Origin of the sequence: Methanofastidiosum sp. (assembly GCA_035362715.1) — an archaeon.
Classification (GTDB): Archaea; Methanobacteriota_B; Thermococci; order Methanofastidiosales; family Methanofastidiosaceae; genus Methanofastidiosum.
Genome location: DAOSDU010000002.1, coordinates 57,451 through 74,419, shown reverse-complemented (window position 1 = coordinate 74,419; position 16,969 = coordinate 57,451). Strand labels below are relative to the sequence as shown.

The 16,969-nt window shown below is 35.6% G+C and carries 21 protein-coding genes, 2 tRNA genes and 1 other RNA gene; 12 read left to right on the top strand and 12 right to left on the bottom strand.

All coding sequences use genetic code 11. The features are described 5' to 3' along the window. Positions 1 to 2: 2 nt before the first annotated feature. Genes PLI06_01780 through PLI06_01765 form a run of 4 tightly spaced genes read right to left on the bottom strand, consistent with a single transcriptional unit; the run spans position 3 to position 3,243 of the window. Positions 3 to 845 carry a UbiA family prenyltransferase gene (locus tag PLI06_01780; GenBank protein ID HOI76327.1) on the bottom strand — a complete coding sequence of 281 codons (843 nt, stop codon included), beginning with the start codon at positions 843 to 845 and terminating at the stop codon, positions 3 to 5. Further along, positions 836 to 1,939 (bottom strand): tRNA uracil 4-sulfurtransferase ThiI, encoded by a 1,104-nt coding sequence (thiI, locus tag PLI06_01775; GenBank protein HOI76326.1) that lies wholly within the window; start codon positions 1,937 to 1,939, stop codon positions 836 to 838. Before thiI ends, PLI06_01780 begins: the two co-directional genes overlap by 10 nt. Next, on the bottom strand, positions 1,940 to 3,067 hold the full coding sequence (gene pscS / locus PLI06_01770) for an O-phospho-L-seryl-tRNA:Cys-tRNA synthase (protein HOI76325.1): 1,128 nt from the start codon (positions 3,065 to 3,067) through the stop codon (positions 1,940 to 1,942). Next, positions 3,064 to 3,243: a hypothetical protein gene (locus PLI06_01765; protein ID HOI76324.1), complete on the bottom strand. Its 180-nt coding sequence runs from the start codon at positions 3,241 to 3,243 to the stop codon at positions 3,064 to 3,066. The genes pscS and PLI06_01765 overlap by 4 nt, the downstream gene beginning before the upstream one ends. A gap of 101 nt (positions 3,244 to 3,344) precedes the next feature. Between PLI06_01765 and PLI06_01760 the strand changes: the two genes are divergently transcribed. Next, positions 3,345 to 4,487, top strand: a complete 1,143-nt coding sequence (locus PLI06_01760) for a pyridoxal phosphate-dependent aminotransferase (protein HOI76323.1) — start codon at positions 3,345 to 3,347, stop codon at positions 4,485 to 4,487. Here PLI06_01760 and PLI06_01755 read toward each other — a convergent pair. Next, a complete protein-coding gene (locus PLI06_01755; GenBank protein ID HOI76322.1) occupies positions 4,479 to 5,342 on the bottom strand; it encodes a DMT family transporter in 864 nt (287 codons plus the stop codon). The two genes, PLI06_01760 and PLI06_01755, sit on opposite strands and share 9 nt — an antisense overlap. An 88-nt stretch (positions 5,343 to 5,430) precedes the next feature. Between PLI06_01755 and ffs the strand changes: the two genes are divergently transcribed. Both ffs and PLI06_01745 read left to right on the top strand, forming a co-directional pair. After that, an RNA gene (ffs, locus tag PLI06_01750) (signal recognition particle sRNA) lies at positions 5,431 to 5,739 on the top strand. Between the two features lie 38 nt (positions 5,740 to 5,777). Further along, positions 5,778 to 5,862, top strand: a tRNA-Ser gene (locus tag PLI06_01745). A 36-nt stretch (positions 5,863 to 5,898) separates the two neighbouring features. Here PLI06_01745 and PLI06_01740 read toward each other — a convergent pair. From PLI06_01740 to PLI06_01730, 3 genes are read right to left on the bottom strand one after another with little or no spacing between them, the layout of a single operon-like run. Next, positions 5,899 to 6,711, bottom strand: a complete 813-nt coding sequence (locus tag PLI06_01740; protein HOI76321.1) for a mechanosensitive ion channel — start codon at positions 6,709 to 6,711, stop codon at positions 5,899 to 5,901. 1 nt (position 6,712) lies between these two features. Continuing rightward, the gene (locus PLI06_01735; GenBank protein ID HOI76320.1) at positions 6,713 to 7,564 is read right to left on the bottom strand and encodes a diadenylate cyclase; all 852 of its coding nucleotides are present in this window, start codon (positions 7,562 to 7,564) and stop codon (positions 6,713 to 6,715) included. 4 nt (positions 7,565 to 7,568) lie between these two features. Further along, positions 7,569 to 8,174, bottom strand: coding sequence for a TIGR00296 family protein (locus tag PLI06_01730; GenBank protein ID HOI76319.1), 606 nt, complete (start codon positions 8,172 to 8,174; stop codon positions 7,569 to 7,571). Between the two features lie 63 nt (positions 8,175 to 8,237). Between PLI06_01730 and PLI06_01725 the strand changes: the two genes are divergently transcribed. Continuing rightward, entirely contained in the window at positions 8,238 to 9,398 is a 1,161-nt protein-coding gene (locus tag PLI06_01725) for a sugar phosphate nucleotidyltransferase (protein ID HOI76318.1), read from the top strand. 17 nt (positions 9,399 to 9,415) lie between these two features. Here the strand turns inward: PLI06_01725 and PLI06_01720 are convergent, their stop codons facing one another. Together PLI06_01720 and PLI06_01715 are read right to left on the bottom strand one after the other, a co-directional pair. Continuing rightward, positions 9,416 to 10,345 carry a hypothetical protein gene (locus PLI06_01720; protein HOI76317.1) on the bottom strand — a complete coding sequence of 310 codons (930 nt, stop codon included), beginning with the start codon at positions 10,343 to 10,345 and terminating at the stop codon, positions 9,416 to 9,418. A 100-nt stretch (positions 10,346 to 10,445) separates the two neighbouring features. Then, complete coding sequence (locus tag PLI06_01715; GenBank protein ID HOI76316.1) at positions 10,446 to 10,865, bottom strand: translation initiation factor IF-2 subunit beta; 420 nt, start codon at positions 10,863 to 10,865, stop codon at positions 10,446 to 10,448. Between the two features lie 75 nt (positions 10,866 to 10,940). Here PLI06_01715 and PLI06_01710 point away from each other — a divergent pair. From PLI06_01710 to PLI06_01700, 3 genes are all read left to right on the top strand, one after another. Continuing rightward, positions 10,941 to 11,016 (top strand) — tRNA-Gln (locus tag PLI06_01710). Between the two features lie 53 nt (positions 11,017 to 11,069). After that, positions 11,070 to 11,570 (top strand): hypothetical protein, encoded by a 501-nt coding sequence (locus PLI06_01705; GenBank protein ID HOI76315.1) that lies wholly within the window; start codon positions 11,070 to 11,072, stop codon positions 11,568 to 11,570. Continuing rightward, on the top strand, positions 11,567 to 12,340 hold the full coding sequence (locus tag PLI06_01700; protein HOI76314.1) for a hypothetical protein: 774 nt from the start codon (positions 11,567 to 11,569) through the stop codon (positions 12,338 to 12,340). Before PLI06_01705 ends, PLI06_01700 begins: the two co-directional genes overlap by 4 nt. On the opposite strand, the gene PLI06_01695 is transcribed toward PLI06_01700, so the two are convergent. Together PLI06_01695 and PLI06_01690 are read right to left on the bottom strand one after the other, a co-directional pair. Next, positions 12,324 to 13,265, bottom strand: a complete 942-nt coding sequence (locus tag PLI06_01695; protein ID HOI76313.1) for a DHHA1 domain-containing protein — start codon at positions 13,263 to 13,265, stop codon at positions 12,324 to 12,326. The two genes, PLI06_01700 and PLI06_01695, sit on opposite strands and share 17 nt — an antisense overlap. 36 nt (positions 13,266 to 13,301) lie before the next feature. After that, entirely contained in the window at positions 13,302 to 13,619 is a 318-nt protein-coding gene (locus PLI06_01690; GenBank protein ID HOI76312.1) for a PadR family transcriptional regulator, read from the bottom strand. A gap of 89 nt (positions 13,620 to 13,708) precedes the next feature. Between PLI06_01690 and PLI06_01685 the strand changes: the two genes are divergently transcribed. From PLI06_01685 to PLI06_01665, 5 genes are all read left to right on the top strand, one after another. Further along, positions 13,709 to 14,803 (top strand): inositol-3-phosphate synthase, encoded by a 1,095-nt coding sequence (locus PLI06_01685; protein HOI76311.1) that lies wholly within the window; start codon positions 13,709 to 13,711, stop codon positions 14,801 to 14,803. A 36-nt stretch (positions 14,804 to 14,839) separates the two neighbouring features. Continuing rightward, positions 14,840 to 15,895 carry a PQQ-binding-like beta-propeller repeat protein gene (locus PLI06_01680; GenBank protein ID HOI76310.1) on the top strand — a complete coding sequence of 352 codons (1,056 nt, stop codon included), beginning with the start codon at positions 14,840 to 14,842 and terminating at the stop codon, positions 15,893 to 15,895. A 98-nt stretch (positions 15,896 to 15,993) separates the two neighbouring features. Continuing rightward, positions 15,994 to 16,359 (top strand): hypothetical protein, encoded by a 366-nt coding sequence (locus PLI06_01675; protein ID HOI76309.1) that lies wholly within the window; start codon positions 15,994 to 15,996, stop codon positions 16,357 to 16,359. An 11-nt stretch (positions 16,360 to 16,370) separates the two neighbouring features. Further along, positions 16,371 to 16,586: a hypothetical protein gene (locus PLI06_01670; GenBank protein ID HOI76308.1), complete on the top strand. Its 216-nt coding sequence runs from the start codon at positions 16,371 to 16,373 to the stop codon at positions 16,584 to 16,586. A 4-nt stretch (positions 16,587 to 16,590) separates the two neighbouring features. Further along, on the top strand, positions 16,591 to 16,788 hold the full coding sequence (locus PLI06_01665) for a hypothetical protein (GenBank protein HOI76307.1): 198 nt from the start codon (positions 16,591 to 16,593) through the stop codon (positions 16,786 to 16,788). Positions 16,789 to 16,969: the final 181 nt, after the last annotated feature.

Sequence of the window (16,969 nt, the reverse complement as noted above, 5' to 3'; positions counted from 1 at the left end):
GTTTAAGTAATTCTATAAATAAGCGCACTTAGAAGGAATATCAATAAGACAAGATACATTGCCTTCTTTATGTTTTTCTGTATCGCCCCTGAATTCTCATTATGCTTTAGAATTTTATAAAGTATGTAAAAGACAAAAATTACAATAGGCGTTACAATTCCAAGATAAATATAGCCGTAAAGCCCGATAACAAAGGGGACATATAAGAGAAAAGCCGCTATCAGAAGAGAAACAAAGGCCAAGCTAAATGTTTTTGACTCGCCTATTATAGCGGGGAGGGTTTTCGCGCCCTTTTTTATGTCACCCTCTAAATCTTCTATATCTTTTACAAGTTCCCTTGAGACCATAGCAAAAAATGAAATCAAGGCGAGAATTAATACGCCTTTATAACTTCCAACTGCCGTGCCACCATAGATAAAAGTTATGGATGTTAGAAAAGACACAAGGATGTTCCCCGAGAATGGTTTTCTTTTTAGAATCATTGCGTATATATACATCAAAATGCAAGCTGCAACACATATTGAAAATGCTAAAATATTAACCATAAATGCAAATATGCATGAAATAATAAACAACATAATTGAGAATCTATAAGCAGTCATTAAATTCATCGCGCCTCTTGGCAGGACTCTTTTTGGCGCATTTATCTTGTCTATCTCGTAGTCAAAGTAATCATTTATTGTATTTCCGCCGGCACAGGCAAATATTGCAACGAAGAATACTGAAACAATCTTGAAAATATCTGTAAATCCGCCTCCTGCCACAAGTGCACCTATTAGGACTGCAACGCCAGAAAAAAGTGCGTTTGACGGTCTTGTTATTTCAATGAATTCTTTTACTCCCATAGTATCCTCTCAATACTTTCAAGCTCTTCTATACTGCCCGCAGTCATCGGATAATTTGGCGTGAATGGACATTTAGGTTCCTTTTCTTTTGAAATCTGATAGGTATTTATTGTTCTTGCCATCTCGACTATCTCGTTTTTATCATAAGTCAAAACTGGCCTCAGTACAGGTGTTTTAACTGTTGAATCAAGAAGAGTAAGATTTTTTAAAGTTTGGGAGGCGACTTGGCCAAGATTTTCACCAGTAATAATTGCAAGATACCCTTTTTCATTACATACCCGCTCAGCTTCCTTAAGGAATCTTCTCTTGCAAAAAATGCATAACCACTTTTCTTTTCCATTCTCACATAATTTTTGCTTTGTATTTGAAAGGTATGGCACACCATCAATAATGTAATCTTTAATTTCATGGCCATATGAAAACTTCTGAAGATTTTCCTTTATTCTTAAATATTTTTGGTACCCTTCTTCGGTAATCTTAAAATGCATAAGATCTACCCTGCACCCTCTTTTCATCAGTAACCATGCTGCAACTGGAGAGTCAATTCCACTTGATACAAGACATAATGCATCGCCCTGCACACCAAGCGGTAGCCCTCCGTATGCTTCAACTCTTTCAGTGAAAAGATATGCATAGCCTTCAAGAAATTCTATCCCCATCTCAAAGTCATAATTCAAAAGACTTACTTCAAGATTAAGCTTTTCCTTTAGATATGCCCCTAGAACTTCGTTTACTTCATTTGAATTCATAGAGAATTCTTTAGTGATTCTTCTAGCACTAACCCTAAACTTCTTGCCTTTATCTTTTGATAACTCCAAAGACATCTCTTTAATATTTTCAAAATCTGATTCTATTTTTATAGCTGGTGAAAGTGATTTAATACCAAAAACATTCTTTAAAGCAATTGAAGCTTTCCTTGTTTCTTCTGTATAAACAATTAACCTGCCCAAGACAACACTAATTGAAGAGTAAGATATATCATTTTTATTTAGGCAATCCTCCATATTTTCCAATAGAGTCTTGTTCCACCATTTTCTTGTTTGATCTGACTTTAAGGCTATTTCTCCATATCTAACAAGGACGCAACCTTCCAATTAGCCCCCTCCTATTTTAAGGAAGCTCTCTGCAACATAGCTAATCTGTTCCCAAGAAAGGCCGTATGTGGATATCTTAAACTTTCTTGTCCTGCCAGGTTTCATCCCTATGATGCCTCTGTCCTTTAATTCGTAATAAAGAAAGTAACCTTTTTTCTTATGCGTTTTCGCAATGTTGTCATAAACGGGCGTGTCAAGTTTTATTAAATCGTGATTTTTAGGTTTTTCTCCAAGCTGTTTTATATCAATTTTTTCTAGCTCGTTTACAAGATATCTTGCCTTTTTGACTTCTTCGTCCCAATTTTTAACCCTCTCCTTGACATATGGAAAAGATGCCATAAGTGCCATAAGCGATGCCCCTCTAGAAGAGCATCCAAGTATTTCCAAAGGTTTTGACTTCCAGTTTGTTCCAGGTTTGAATACCTTATCTTGCCATCCTTCTTTTATGGCGAGTATACCAATATTTCCCCCGCCGGCCGCCCAGGACTTGTGGCCGGAACATGCAATAAAGTCGGCCCCTATCTTCTTTCCATCTATTTCCATCCTGCCTGAAGAGTATGCAGTATTAAGTAAAAAAGGAACAGAGTAATCATTACATATTTTTCCAACTTCCTTTGCATCAACGAGATTACCATATTCCCCATCGACGTGAGTCAATAAAGCGAGCTCTGGATATTTTCCTGTTTCTTGTTTGATTGATTCAAATCCTTCTGCGTAGCTTGAAGGACTGATCTTGTATTCTGGCTCTCCTCTGTTAGGAACTTTATATATTTTTAATCCAGCCCTCTCTGCAGCAACTTCGGAGCTATAGTGCATGTTTCCATCGCAGAGAATGCTACCTCCTGTTGAAATCGCATGCATCACACCATATTTTGCTTCCCTGCAACCATTAGTTGGCAGGGCATAATCCATTCCTAAAAAATCTGAAACTTCGCCTAAAAATCCGGCTATATCGGGCTCAGTAGTAATTTGGAGTGCTCCTTTGCACCAGTCACAGACGGAGTAGCCATCAATATATGATATGATTGCCTTCCTAGCATCAGGAGTGGTCTTACCGCCAGTCTGCAAAGGATTTAAATTAATAAAAGATTCTTCCCTATCTCTCAATTCAAGCTTTCCAATGTTCATTTGGACACCTTATCCGAAATCAAATCACAGTTTTTTCGAATACCCTCTATAATAGTCAAAACCTGTTTTTTTTCTTCTTCGTTCAATTTGTGAAAAGGAGCTGTTTTTCTCCAGATTTCTCTCAAATCTTCTATTAGAAATGCCATGTCAAAAGTTTTTTCTACCACATCTTCCATGATCTTAATTTATTAGGATTTTATTTAAGTATTGCCCTTGATCAGAAATGCATAACAGAAATCTTTAAAATTAATTAAAGTCTTTTAAGATAGTGGTTATAATGGTTGCAGAAAGAGTAAAACTTGTTATCCCCTCAAAAATTAGAGAGCTCTCGGAAAGGGCTAAAAAAATTGAAAATGTTATAAGTCTTGGCATAGGCGAGCCTGATTTTGATACCCCTGTCCATATAAAGGAAGCCGCAAAGAAGGCCCTAGATCAAGGATTTACCCACTATACAGAAAATCAGGGATTGTTTAAGGTCAGAAAAGCAATTTCTGATAGGTACATGCGATTATTTTCTGCTGAAGCACTTCCTCAAAATATTCTATTGACTGCAGGGGCATATGAAGCGGTTTATCTTGCTTTTGTGGCACTTCTTAATAAGGGGGACGAAGTTTTGATACCTGATCCAACATTCCTTTGCTATGAGAATGATGCTTATATGTCAGAATCCATACCGGTCAGAGTTCCCTTATATGAAGAGAATAGCTTTAGACCTTCCCAAGATGATATCCTTGAAAGGGTAAATCAAAAGACAAAGATGCTTGTATTGAATTACCCATCAAATCCAACTGGTGGCGTTCTTGAAAAGAGCGATTATAAGATGATAGCAGATATTTGCGAAGATAATACTCTTTACTTATTATCTGATGATACCTATGAAGAGATTGTTTTTGATGGATACAAGCCAGACTGCTTTTTAAACTACTATGATAAAACAATAATCACAAACTCGTTTTCAAAGAACTATGCGATGACTGGGTGGAGAGTTGGATTTGTAGTGGCCGAAAAAGAGATGCTCACTCCAATGCTAAGAGTACACCAGTATGCAGTTTCATGTTTGAACACACCTGCTCTCGAAGGAACATACACTGCCCTGACATCGTCACAAGAGTGTGTAGCCGACATGGTTAAAGAGTATGAGCGAAGAAGAAATCTCATTGTAAATGGACTGAACAAACTTCCAGGAGTTTCATGTATAAATCCAAAAGGAACATTCTATTGTTTTGCTAACATAACTGAGACGGGTATGACTTCAAGAGAGTTTTCTGATTTCATGCTTGACAATGCAAAAGTTGTAGTTGTTCCAGGCGATGCGTTCGGAGACAGAGGAGAAGGTTTTGTCAGATGCTCATTTGCAACTGATTACAAAAAGATTGAAGAAGCCTTACTTAGAATGGAAAAGGCACTAAAATCATTTTGATTTTTTTATTAATATATAAGCCCCCACCATTATTAGCAAACCCCCGACCCAACCTATGCCCGAAAGTTTTTCACCTAATATCACATATGAAAGGACGGCCGATACAAGCGCCCCCATTAAAAAGAATAATGTTGCTGTCAACGGACCTTCAATTTCTATTCCTCTATAGTATAAAAAAATGAATATAATTTCTAGTAGAGCCAGTGCAAGTATTGTGTAAGGGATTGAATACAAGGGTTCTAATGTATCCAGACCAAACAGAATAGAAACAATTATAACAATGAAAAGTGATCCAATGAAAATTCTTATTGCAGAAATCATATAGGAGTTTACTTTTTTCATAGTGATCTTTGCTAAAACATTTGTTAATCCTACCTGCATTGACGCCAATAACACCAATATGTCACCCCAATGAGGGTTCAATGCCTTCCCGTCTGTAGATATAAGATACATGCCGATAAACATTATCCCCATTGATACATATTGGCTTTTTTGAATCTTATCTTTAAGCAAGAAATGCGAGAATAGAGCTGTGAATATAAAGACAAATCTGAATACAAATCCAGCATTGATTGCTAAGGTATATGCTTGGCCTATGTATAATGTCATCATAGCCGTACCGCTTCCGATTATTCCAATAATTGAAAGGTCCTTTAATGGCAAAGGTTTTGTGTATTCTACTCTTTCCTTTAAGAATAGCATAGCAAGAATCATAAATGGGATAGAGAGAAGCGACCTAGACGACATCAAACTATACGAAGAATATCCTTGATTTAGGGCCATTTTAACAAGAATTATAGAAAATCCATACAATGCAGAAGAAGTAGATAAAACAACAATACCTTCAGTTTTCATTTAAACAGCCCGTAATAAGGTATCTTAGTTAATTATTTTATATATTCTTTGTTTTTTAGTAAGCTTTTTATATAATTGATTTAATGTGAATTAGACTAGGCCGGGAGGTTAGGCGTCTCCTGTTACCCCAAGCCGTCTTAAGAGGGGCCGAAGCCTGGAAAGCAGTTGGATATCTACATGGTGGAGTCCCTACGATGTTGAAGCCATGTCCTACAGGATTGGCGGCGGAGTAGTCCCTTTTGGAAGAAATGGACAAACCCTTCACCTTTCGAATCCCGCCAGGCCCGGAAGGGAGCAACGGTAGGGAGGACGTTTAATGCTTGTAGGGTAGCAGGGTCGAGTACGGGGGAATCCCTCCCTTGTAGTCTATTCTGCTCATTTCCAGGCGAGTCACTATCCATATATTTAAAAACAAACTTAAATGAATATTTTTAAGCCGAGGTGGCCCAGCTTGGTACGGCGCGGGATTGCTAATCCCGTTCTCCCTGTGAGATCTAGGGTTCAAATCCCTACCTCGGCGCTTTAAAAAAATATTATAGACTATGTTCTGGACCACTTAATCTTTTGTGATAACATTGTCAAGAACTTTTGAATTAGGTATCAATAGGTACTTTCCATCGTCCCTCTTTATTTTTGTGTATATCAAAGAAACTTCTTCTACAGTTCCTTCCAGGCCATCAATTTTTATCTTATCTCCTACATTTATCTGCCTGTAAAAAACTATGAAAACTCCTGAAAAAAAGTTTGGAACGATATTCTTTAATCCAATTATAGTTATTATAGACCACAAAACCATTATTATTGTAATTGTTATTACCAGTATTTCCGTACTTACTTTAAGTTGTGTCAAAGCCATTGTGCCTACTAATATATAGATAAAATACCTTATGCCTTTCCCAAAAAACCAGTATTTCGGGATGTTTGTGTCTTCGAATACCTTTTCTACAAATATGGCAATCTTGTCTGCTACTACAAGCCCAATTATAACTACAAAAAAAGCTATCAGGATATTAGGAACGTAAGTAATGAATAACCCCACTGAGTTGCTTAAACCTGGTAGATTTAGTACTTCAAAAGCTAAGAATATTGAGATTATGTATACAATCCAGCTAATAAAAACTTCGATACTTTTTAAAATTTTAAATCCTATTCGGCCAGTGATCTTTTCAGCTTCTGTTTTTTTAAGGGCGTTCTCAATTCCTATTTTTTTCATTAGTGTCTGGGTCACTCTGCCAAGACCTTTGCCAATAAAAAATCCTGCAACAAGAATTACCATTGCAAAGAATATCCTGGGCAAGATTTGTGAAAAAGCAGAGATTAATGAATCAAAAAATAATCTAATTTCAAGGAATATTATATCCAGATCCATTTTAATCTACCTTAACCTCATCAGGGTCAACTTCCCAAACAAGCTCTCCATTTTTGAAGATACGGATCATATTGTCAGACTCCGCAAGAACTATCGCAACAGCATCTGTAACTTTTGTCATCCATGCGGCAGATAGATGTCTTGCTCCAAGGCCCTTTGGTAAAGAGATCCCATCCTTTCCAGCCTCTAGATACCTTGAAGCTGCGAGCAGTTTTCCATCGCCAGAAATAATAAATGCCCCATCAAGCCTAGAAAATTCCTTTATCATATTCTGGACGCCTGCATCGTTAATGGTGACATAACTTCTTTCAAATGGATTGTAAGTTATCTGAGAAGATTTCTGCATGACATTTCCACAGTCGCCAATAATAAAGGAAGTTCCTATTGGCTTACCTTCCTTCCCTTTTCTACCCAATTGAACGGCTATGGAAAGAACAGAATAAATAACTTCTGTTTTAACATTTTTCAGAGAGAAAAACAGTTCATAAATACCTTTGGCATTTATCTGATTTGTTTTTCGTGTTATAATGAAATTATAATACTCGCTGTCAAGCTTCCCGATATAGACAATCTTATCCTCGTTTTTTAGTAAATCCTGCATGAGGGCGGCAGAAATAGCAAATTCGAGTCTTGTCGTGATCTTTTTCAATATACCGGGTACAAAGATAATGTTGTCAAATTTTTTCTTTATTTTCTCATTTGAAGATACCCCAAAGAGATTTGTCTCTCTAGAAGAAATAAATCCCTGAAGCCTCTCCATATCTTTTATTGAGTCAACTTCAACTAGAACAGCATCTGCACCTATTTCCTCGAAGAGTGTTGTTCCTGCTCGTATAAATGGATCGATTTCCATATTTTTACCCCATGAAGTTTTTTTCTATTACTTCTCCTTCTGGTTTTATTTCAGAGAATATCTGGCCCTGAAATTTGTAAATCTTTGTGCGCTTGTCCATCCAGCAATCTAATGGGAGTCCGGCTTTTTGGCAAGTGTTGCATAGAAAATCTTCGCTATTCCACTTTTCTTCAACTGGTACCTGTGGGAGAAGTAAACCTTTTCTAAATCCTAATTCAACGATAAGCCCATCCCTGCCAACTTCAATTTTTGAGGGATATTGATTTGTATTGGCCACACTGATTAGCTCAGGGGGCGTTAGAACTGTAACCTCAACTACCAAGTTCTTAATTTCATCAGGTCTAACCTTTTGAAATCTGGGATCCCTAGTAGCTGAAGATACTGAAGCGTCAAGGACCGCGTCTATCAAAGGGAGTACAGGTTCTGGATAGCCTATACATCCCCTCAGACTATATTTAGGATAAGTATGAAGTGTCACAAAGACACCGCAATTTACTTTAAAGGATTCTGGGATATCTTGTATTTCTATATTTTTTCTTGTGTTGATGTAGGATTCAATATTCTTCCTTGCGAATAATACAAGTTTTTTCCCTTCCTCTAAATTATACATTAAAGATAATTATTTAAGTCAATATAAATAGTTTTTGTATATGGTGATTATATCGAAGCTGTAATACTTGCCGCAGGCAAAGGGGTGAGACTTTCTCCGCTCACAGATGAAATACCAAAACCGATGCTGCCTTTAGGCGATACTACAATACTTGGTAATATACTTAGAATATTCAAATCGTCAGGAATAAAGAAAGTCTCAATAATAGTTGGGCACAAATCTGAAATTATTGAAGAGTATATCAAAAATAGCAATTATAACCTTGACATTAATTTTATCGAGCAAAAAGAACGTCTTGGAACTGGGCATGCACTTATGATAGCGTCACAATATGTAAATTCTGATTTCATATGCGTCTATGGCGATCTTCTATTCAAAGAGGATTTTATCGTTTCTCTTCTATCAAAGTTTAGATCTTCTGATTCGATTGCCACTATGGCACTAACAAAGAGTGAAACACCGGAATTTTTTGGAAGTGTGCTCGTAGACGAAGATGAAGTGGTGGGCATTTATGAGAAGTCGGATAATCCGCCTTCTAATTTAATCAACACAGGCATATATTGTTTCAGAAAAGAAGCCTTTTCATATATAAACAAAACTAAACTCTCGCCAAGAGGGGAATATGAACTCACAGATTCTTTAAAGATGATGATTGAGGATGGTAATGAAGTCAGATGGATTCCATTGGGAGGAAAATGGCTGGACATTGGGAGGCCTTGGGACCTAATAGATGCAAATATGTTCTTTTTAGAAAGCTTGAAACATTATATATCAAATGATTCAAAAATTTCAGCCAGTTCAAAAATAGGATACCCCGCCCATATCGACTTTGACTCAATTATTAATTCTTCCGAGATTATTTCACCATGCCTCATATCAAACAATGTAAATATTGGAAATAATTCTAAAATAAAATCGTCCGTCTTAAGGAAAAACGTGAAGGTTGGCAAAAATTGCACTGTTGAAAATTCTGTGGTAATGGAAGGAGTGAAAATTGGAGATAACTCTGTTGTCTCGTTTTCTATAATAGGAGATAATTCAGACATCGGCTTCAATGTAACTTTTGAAAGTGAATCAAAAGAGAACATAAAAATTGAAATCAAAGGAGAACTTGTCGATTCAAACAGAACTAAACTTGGAGCAATAGTAGGAAAAAATGTAAGAATCAGTGACAATAAACTAATAAAGCCAGGCCAAAAAATTGATCCTGGAGTTACAATTTAAAGAAAAATAAAAATTATTTATTCTAGTTCCAAAAGATGATTGCAATATGTGCACTTGTAAATCTTTTTTCGATTCTCCATTATATGTGTTGGAACGACTTTTGATCCGCAAAGCGGGCATTTAGGGAGGTTCTGTGGCTCCACGTTTGTTCTCATTATATGTTTAACTCCAGGAATTCTCTTGATTTTTTCTCTTTGTGCATGAGTTAAAAGCCCAACGATTATACCTATAATTCCAAAAGCTCCCAAGATATATGCAACAGGCCTATACTCGTCATGCCAGAATGTTTCTCGTTTTGTTACAGTTTGAAGTTCTTGGTACGGAATCCTCTCTTCATATGTTTCAGTTACGTTTTCAATAACTGTTTCGAGATATTCTTGCCTAGTGACAAAGGATTCCTGTTTTATTAGTGTATATGTTATTGTTTTTGCATACGCAAAAAGTCTGTTTGAAAGAATTATCCTATACTGCTGGATGCCAGTATTGGCTGGAACGGTCCAGATGCCATTTAATTCAATCGTTCCGATGGGGGCGTCATAAAATGCGTTATAGGATTGTTGGTTCAACCAAAGCTCATAATTTTGGCTATCTATAATTTTAAACTCAAACCAACGTTCAATATCCCTCTTAGTAGGATCGGTAGTTATAATGTATTTGATGCGGTCATTTGGCTTCATTAAAGGCTCGCCCAGTAATATATAATCATTTGGCTGAAAATCTTTTACAGAATCAATTATCGTTGAATTTGTATATGCTATTACCTCTCTACTCCTTTTAACAAGTGTTTCCTTTGGGACTGTTCTTTCCCTAATCTCTACTCTCTCCAATGTTACATATTCTTGTGTTGTAACTGTTCTCTGGAGGGGAATGGTTGTGTAATAAAATAATCCTCCAGCAACAATTAGAAGAATAAGGCCCAAAACAATAAAATCATTTCTTCCTGCCATAGTTATCACCATTGAAATTATTATATATTATATATAATACCTATTTATGTTTATCGGAAACAATTAAAAATTCCACTAAATATTGAAGAAAATAAAGCTATTAGGCATGTTTTATAGGATAACGTGCACCACAAGCTTCACACTGCAGAAAAGTAATCCTATCTTCTCTAATAATTCTAGTATCAGGCCTGTTGCATTCAGTGCATATTACTGACTCTTTGGCATATTTCTCAATCTTGTCACTAATAACTGAAGATGAAAATTTTCCCTGGAATATAGCTTCCTGACCGCTCATATTTCCTGCTGTGGCAAGTTCCCTTAGAATATATTTTAAGAATGGCTCAACATCCCTGTTTAGAACTTGGGCAATTTCCCTGAAATTCTTGACTATTGTTCTGTTACCCATAATAAATGAGTCTGCCCTGGGAATTTCAAACCTGTTTGTTTCAGAGACGTTAATAGGCAATAACTCTTCTGCCCGTTTTAGAAGGGATTCGTAGTCTATCTTTTCATCTCCCATATTGGCCAAGTGAATTTTGTGATTTATAAAGTTACCGAAAGTTTTAAATCGGAAATCAGATTTTCTATTATTACCAGCCGGGTAGGGTAGTGGTCAATCCTGCGGGGTTTTGGTCCCCGCGACAGCGGTTCGAATCCGTTCCCGGCTACCATATTCTTCCTCAATATATTTATATAATATAACTGTCTTAAATAATAAGATAAAATGTCTAAGAAATTATTTGCCTTATTTATTGTTGTCATTTTGATACCTATTGCATCAGGATGCAGCTCTAAAGATAGTGACCAAACAGCAAAAAATGTGTTAGAGGATTGGAGAAATCAGAACTTTAATCCGATAGAGGAAACTAGTTCAGATGGAAGAACGTCTACAATCCCCAATCCCCTCAAGGGCGAAACACCTTCAGGCTCTATTGCTTGCCCAATGTATATAACAGACTACAAACAAAGATTTGAAGGAAACAGAGTCTACATTGAAGGCAATGTATTCAATTATGGGGATTCAAGCTATAAAAATCCACCAATAAACTGTGTAAAACTGTATATTTTCTTCTATAATATTAATGGAAATGTTATAGGAGAAGAGTCTTACTATGTGAATGTCGGTGAACTCAGCTATGGTGAAAAGTATCCATTCAGTTTCAGTGCAAATATTAGGTCAGGAACAGAAAGATACCTAGTCAAAGTAAGGTGTTGCAATAGATGAAAACTGGCGTGGGGCAAACTCTTGCCATATCCTTTGGTTTCTGTAACGAGAATAAGAAACTGTTTGTTCCTACCATTTTATCAATGTATATAGTTTACTTTCTTTCAGTATTTTTGAACAATTATTTTTATCATGATATTGATAAAATGCTAAATACTCAATATCTCACGCTCGGAGAAAAATCGACTTTTTTCTCAGATATACCTTCATTTTTACCACCACAATTTTCTGAAGTTTTCCTTTTTCTTTTCAAAGGAGATCTATTGACGCCATTCACATCATTTTTAATGGGCATGATTTATGTTGTCGGAGTAGCGATTTTATTCTTTTTAGTTGAATCTATGTATCGGGGTAAAAAAATCAATTATAGTAATTTCTTTAAATCTTTTCCAAAAATAGTCATTTCAAGCATATTGACAGTAATATTGATAGTAATCGGTATCGTAGCCTATGTATTACCTGGGGTATTCTTAGTCTATCTTTTTTTCTATGTTGTCCCTGAGTCAACTTCAAGCAACAATTCATTATTTACCGATATGAAGAGGGGGATTTCACTTGTCTTTAAAAATCCAGATTACACTTTGGGCCTTCTTGCCGTAATAACTGCTACAATTTTTTCATTAAATTATATCCTGCTTCATTTAAATGACCTTGGGGTGCTCGGAGAGAGGGGAATATTGCTTGATCTATTTTTTATCCTTATACGGGGCATTGTCTATACATGGGCTTTGATATCTAACATGGTGGCATACCTTAGGCTAGAGAACTGACAATCTTTTCAACTTCCTTCTCAATCTCTTTTATTATGCTTTCGTAGTTATCAGTCAAAGAGCCTCCACCTTGGGAAAAGTTTTCTCTTCCTCCGCCTCTCCCACCAAATCTTGCCAAAATTGAATCTAGAAGGGTCCGCATGTCATAATTTATATCTTTTGATCTGCCACATACGACAAATATACCATCGTCAATTAAAAAGAGAACTAAAAATGTCTTTGATTGTTCTATTAACTCGCCTGCTTTTTTAATAACTAATTTTCTATCAAGGCCTTTAAAGGTTTCAAGGTATAGTTTTGTTCCGCATATATCTTTAGGGCAAATTGATTCAAAACTCTTTTGAGAAATTTCGGCTAGATTTTGTCTATATTTATCATTGTCTTTTAATAGGTTAGAAATAGTCCTTTCGACATTTTCAGGTGCAGATTGAAGTATCTCCATTGATGCCAAAGAAATCTTTGATAGATTCAATGCTTCGTCTTTTGCTTTCTCGGCCACCTCGAATTCTAATCTGTAAGAAAATTCTCCAGTCTTATTGACTTTAGTTAAAATAAAAAAATCAATTTCTTTGGTGGAGTCTACGTGGTCTCCAGAGCAGGCGGCAAAATCATAATTTTCTACTTCAACTATCCTGACTTCTTCAGTCTGTATCCTATCAAGCTTTATCCTAATATCGGGGAATTTTGTAACGACTTCTTCTTTCTTGGAATTGTGGACAATTACTTTCCTGTTTTCAAAAATAATATTGTTTGTAAGCTTTTCAGCTTCAAGAAGTTTATCCCAGCTGAGCTCACCAGAATATTTTATATAAAGCGCATTCTTTTCTTCCTTTATAGAAATCTTATCCAAAGATACTTCTGGGATTACTTTTGAAAGTGATCGAAAAAATATATGCTCCCCTGTATGTGCCCTTTTATCCTTCATAGAAAAGAATAACTGCGGTTAAATAAAACCTTTACGCTATCCAATCTTTGAGATAACTAAGTTGATGAAACTTTTTCCTTCCTTTAAGAGCTCTTTTCCAGAATCAGTTATAATGTAGTATTTCCTGTTTGGTCTACCATGTTCTGAATCTTCCCATTCTGAAGTAACATAGCCTCCCTTTTCAAGATTGTATAAAACTATATAGCTAGTTATCCTAGCCGGAGCAAATGAAAAGTTTTTTTCTATTTCTGCCTTAACTTCATATGCATACATTGATTTATTAGATAAGAGGCTTAGAATATATATCCACAGAACTTCTGTTGTAAGCTTTTTTTTGAGTCTATCGAGAGGCATTTACGCACCTTTAATATTTTATCACCATAAACTATTTAAATCTTTATAATACTCTAAAAATATCATGTCATCTTTTAGGAGGTACCTATATGGGAGAAATTAGGGTTGCAATTGCTGGAGTTGGCAATTGTGCTTCATCACTTGTTCAAGGAATTGAATATTATAGAAATAATGGCACAAAACAAATAATTGGTTTGATGAACGAGAATTTAGGGGGTTACAGACCTCAAGATCTTAAGTTCGTCGTTGCATTTGATATTGATAAAAGAAAGGTTGGAAAAGATATAAGTGAAGCAATATTTCAAAGCCCAAATTGCACGAAAACTATTTACAAAAATGTTCCAAAGTTTGGGGCAAAGGTAATGATGGGGCCTGTTCTAGATGGTTTTGCATCTCATATGGGCGATTACTCAGAAGACAGGAGATTTGTAGTTTCTGATGAGAAACCTTGTGATGTCGTATCTGAGCTTAAAAAGCATAAGGTCGATGTCCTGATAAACTATATGCCAGTTGGTTCAGAAAAAGCAACAAAGTTTTATGCTGAAGCTGCACTTGAGGCAGGAGTAGCATTTGTAAACTGCATGCCAGTTTTCATAGCTTCGAATGAAGAGTGGGCAAAAAGATTCGAAGACAAGGGTATACCAATAGTTGGGGATGATATTAAGTCTCAGCTTGGCGCAACAATTGTACACAGGGTTCTTACAAAACTATTTCAGGATAGAGGTGTTATCGTTGATAGAACTTATCAATTGAATACTGGAGGAAACACAGACTTTCTTAACATGCTTGAAAAGGATAGATTAAAATCCAAGAAGATTTCCAAGACTGAAGCGGTCCAGTCGCAGCTTGACGTTCCATTAAACCCAGACAATATTCACATTGGTCCATCTGACTATGTTCCATGGCTAAATGACAACAAGCTCTGCTTTTTGAGGTTAGAAGGAAGAGGATTTGGAGATATACCTTTGAACTTGGAGCTAAGACTTTCAGTAGAAGACTCACCAAACTCAGCAGGCGTTGCAATAGATGCAATAAGATGTGCAAAACTAGGTCTTGATAGGAAGATAGGCGGACCACTGACATCAATTTCAAGCTACACAATGAAGCATCCGTTAATTCAGTACTCAGACTCTGAAGCTAAGATTAAAGTCGAAGACTTTATCTCAGGAAAACTTGAGCGCTAAAGAAAAACTTAAATATCTATTTTTTTCTCTTCTTCTATGAAGAAATTAATTGTTATATTGCTAATATTTTGCATAATATCCTCTTTCGGGCTTGTAGTTGCGGAAGAAAACACTGACCCAGTAATATGGAAATCTAAGATTAATAGTTGGGTTCCATTTGTTACTGCAACAAATGACGGCGCATATACAGCCGCAAGCTCTCTTGATGGGTCATTTTATTATTTTGATAAATCAGGCAATCTTTTGTGGAATTCTAATGTTGGTCACAGAGTGGTATCTCTTTCAATTTTAGAAGATTATTCAAAAGTTACTGCAGTCACAGGAGAAAAAATATACATATTTAATAGTTCGGGAACACAATTGAATGAGTATAAATCCGTAAAGGGAGGATTCATGACTATAACTCCTGACGGCGCCTACATTGGAGGGAGTTCATCAAATAGTTATGCCATGGTCTATAAAGATGGAAAGCCTTTGTGGGACTATAAGACGGAAGATAAAGTAAATTATGTTTCTATAACTCCAGATGGCCAAACATTAGCTATAGCTTCATCAGACAATAATGTGTATCTTATCAGGTCAGGTTTGCTCTTATGGAAATATGATACAAAAATGCCCGTAATTTCTGTTGCAGTAACGCCCAATTCTTCATATCTAGTATGTGGAACAGGAAGTCTTGAGTCAAAAGAGGGAGATGCTCCAAAGGACTATAGAATCTATTTGTTTGATGGCAATGGAAAATTATTATGGGATCAAAAAATAGGTTACACCGTTACTTCTGTTTCAATGACGCCCGACGGATCTTATATTGCTGTAGGTGCCTGGGATAAAAAGGTGCATGTATTCTCAAAGACTGGAGAACATTTAAGAGAATTCAAGACCGAAGGAAACGTCTGGTCAGTTTCAATAACGCCTGACGGGAAAAATGTTGTGGCAGGCTCAACTGATACCTATGTTTATTTCCTAGATGTAGAATCAATGCCAACACCTGAGAAGAGCTCAAAGTTTAATCCTACATATATTGCAATTCCTCTATTGATAATTTTAGCATCAGGAGCTTTGATTTACACGAAGAAGATTAAGAAGAAATAATTATTTTTTATATTTCTTTTATTTTTAATTCTCTAATTATATGAGTCACTTTTGTTCAAACCATAAAATTAAATATTAGATGTCTCAATTAAGTATTAATGGAAATTGAGTATTCAAAGGATTCGATAATATTGGAAAATAAGTCCTTATCTAACGTTGATAGGTTTGTACTAGAGTTTTTAGACATACTAAAAAATCATTTTAGGTATGTTATAGTAAGTGGTTACGTTGCTATATTATTCGGCAGATCCAGAGGTACTGAAGATATTGATATATTAATTGAAAAAATAACTAAATCTGAATTTTTCAACTTTGTCAGTGAAATCGAAGATAGATACGACTTTCTTAATCCTGAAGATAGAGAAGGTTTGTATGAGATGTTAAGTGAAAATTTATGGATAAGAATATCTAAAAAGAATGAAATTATACCTAACATCGAACTTAAAATTATAAAAAATGAGTAGAGAAATATGTATTGGATAACAGATTGAAAGTTGAATTGGATAAGAATCTACTGTATATATCCCCTATAGAAATCCAGTTAGCATACAAACTTTTTTTAGGCAGCGAAAAGGACATAATGGACGCAGTATATTTATATGAGTTATTTCAGAATAATGTCCAAAGAGATGAAATCGAATACTGGGCCAAGTATTTTAAGATTCAAAATAAGTTGGATAATTTCTGGTGAATTGATGAAGGAATCTGAAAGAAAAAAATTTGATGAGAACAGAGAACAAATTCTAAAGGAGCTTGAGGAAGAAAAGAAAAGAAACTTCAAGCAGAAAATAGAGTTTGTAAGATTATATGCAGAATGGATAAAGAAAACACCAAATAAAGAGTGGAGCAAACAACACTCAAAATTTATCAATTCAATGTACAAGAAAGATTAGATCTAAAAGAGAATTCATAGAGTTGTTGAACCTTATGGAGAAAGAAAAAGGTCTAATAGAAAACTCATACACTAAAAAAGCTATAAAGATTCAAGATGAACTTAGAAAAAAATCGGGGGAATGGAATTGCTGAGGTAGCAAAATGGAGAAGGGCGCATAATTATTTTACAAAAATACTAAC

Excerpts from the sequence above, each read along its gene's own strand:
- pscS (HOI76325.1), bottom strand. The coding sequence starts at position 3,067 with ATGAACATTGGAAAGCTTGAATTGAGAGATAGGGAAGAATCTTTTATT.
- PLI06_01755 (HOI76322.1), bottom strand. The coding sequence starts at position 5,342 with ATGAAAACTGAAGGTATTGTTGTTTTATCTACTTCTTCTGCATTGTAT.
- PLI06_01760 (HOI76323.1), top strand. The coding sequence starts at position 3,345 with ATGGTTGCAGAAAGAGTAAAACTTGTTATCCCCTCAAAAATTAGAGAG.
- PLI06_01685 (HOI76311.1), top strand. The coding sequence starts at position 13,709 with ATGGGAGAAATTAGGGTTGCAATTGCTGGAGTTGGCAATTGTGCTTCA.
- PLI06_01695 (HOI76313.1), bottom strand. The coding sequence starts at position 13,265 with ATGAAGGATAAAAGGGCACATACAGGGGAGCATATATTTTTTCGATCA.
- PLI06_01780 (HOI76327.1), bottom strand. The coding sequence starts at position 845 with ATGGGAGTAAAAGAATTCATTGAAATAACAAGACCGTCAAACGCACTT.
- PLI06_01740 (HOI76321.1), bottom strand. The coding sequence starts at position 6,711 with ATGGATCTGGATATAATATTCCTTGAAATTAGATTATTTTTTGATTCA.
- PLI06_01715 (HOI76316.1), bottom strand. The coding sequence starts at position 10,865 with ATGGGAGATGAAAAGATAGACTACGAATCCCTTCTAAAACGGGCAGAA.
- PLI06_01730 (HOI76319.1), bottom strand. The coding sequence starts at position 8,174 with ATGTATAATTTAGAGGAAGGGAAAAAACTTGTATTATTCGCAAGGAAG.
- PLI06_01765 (HOI76324.1), bottom strand. The coding sequence starts at position 3,243 with ATGGAAGATGTGGTAGAAAAAACTTTTGACATGGCATTTCTAATAGAA.
- PLI06_01665 (HOI76307.1), top strand. The coding sequence starts at position 16,591 with ATGAAGGAATCTGAAAGAAAAAAATTTGATGAGAACAGAGAACAAATT.
- PLI06_01680 (HOI76310.1), top strand. The coding sequence starts at position 14,840 with ATGAAGAAATTAATTGTTATATTGCTAATATTTTGCATAATATCCTCT.
- PLI06_01690 (HOI76312.1), bottom strand. The coding sequence starts at position 13,619 with ATGCCTCTCGATAGACTCAAAAAAAAGCTTACAACAGAAGTTCTGTGG.
- PLI06_01720 (HOI76317.1), bottom strand. The coding sequence starts at position 10,345 with ATGGCAGGAAGAAATGATTTTATTGTTTTGGGCCTTATTCTTCTAATT.
- PLI06_01675 (HOI76309.1), top strand. The coding sequence starts at position 15,994 with ATGGAAATTGAGTATTCAAAGGATTCGATAATATTGGAAAATAAGTCC.
- PLI06_01700 (HOI76314.1), top strand. The coding sequence starts at position 11,567 with ATGAAAACTGGCGTGGGGCAAACTCTTGCCATATCCTTTGGTTTCTGT.
- PLI06_01735 (HOI76320.1), bottom strand. The coding sequence starts at position 7,564 with ATGGAAATCGATCCATTTATACGAGCAGGAACAACACTCTTCGAGGAA.
- PLI06_01705 (HOI76315.1), top strand. The coding sequence starts at position 11,070 with ATGTCTAAGAAATTATTTGCCTTATTTATTGTTGTCATTTTGATACCT.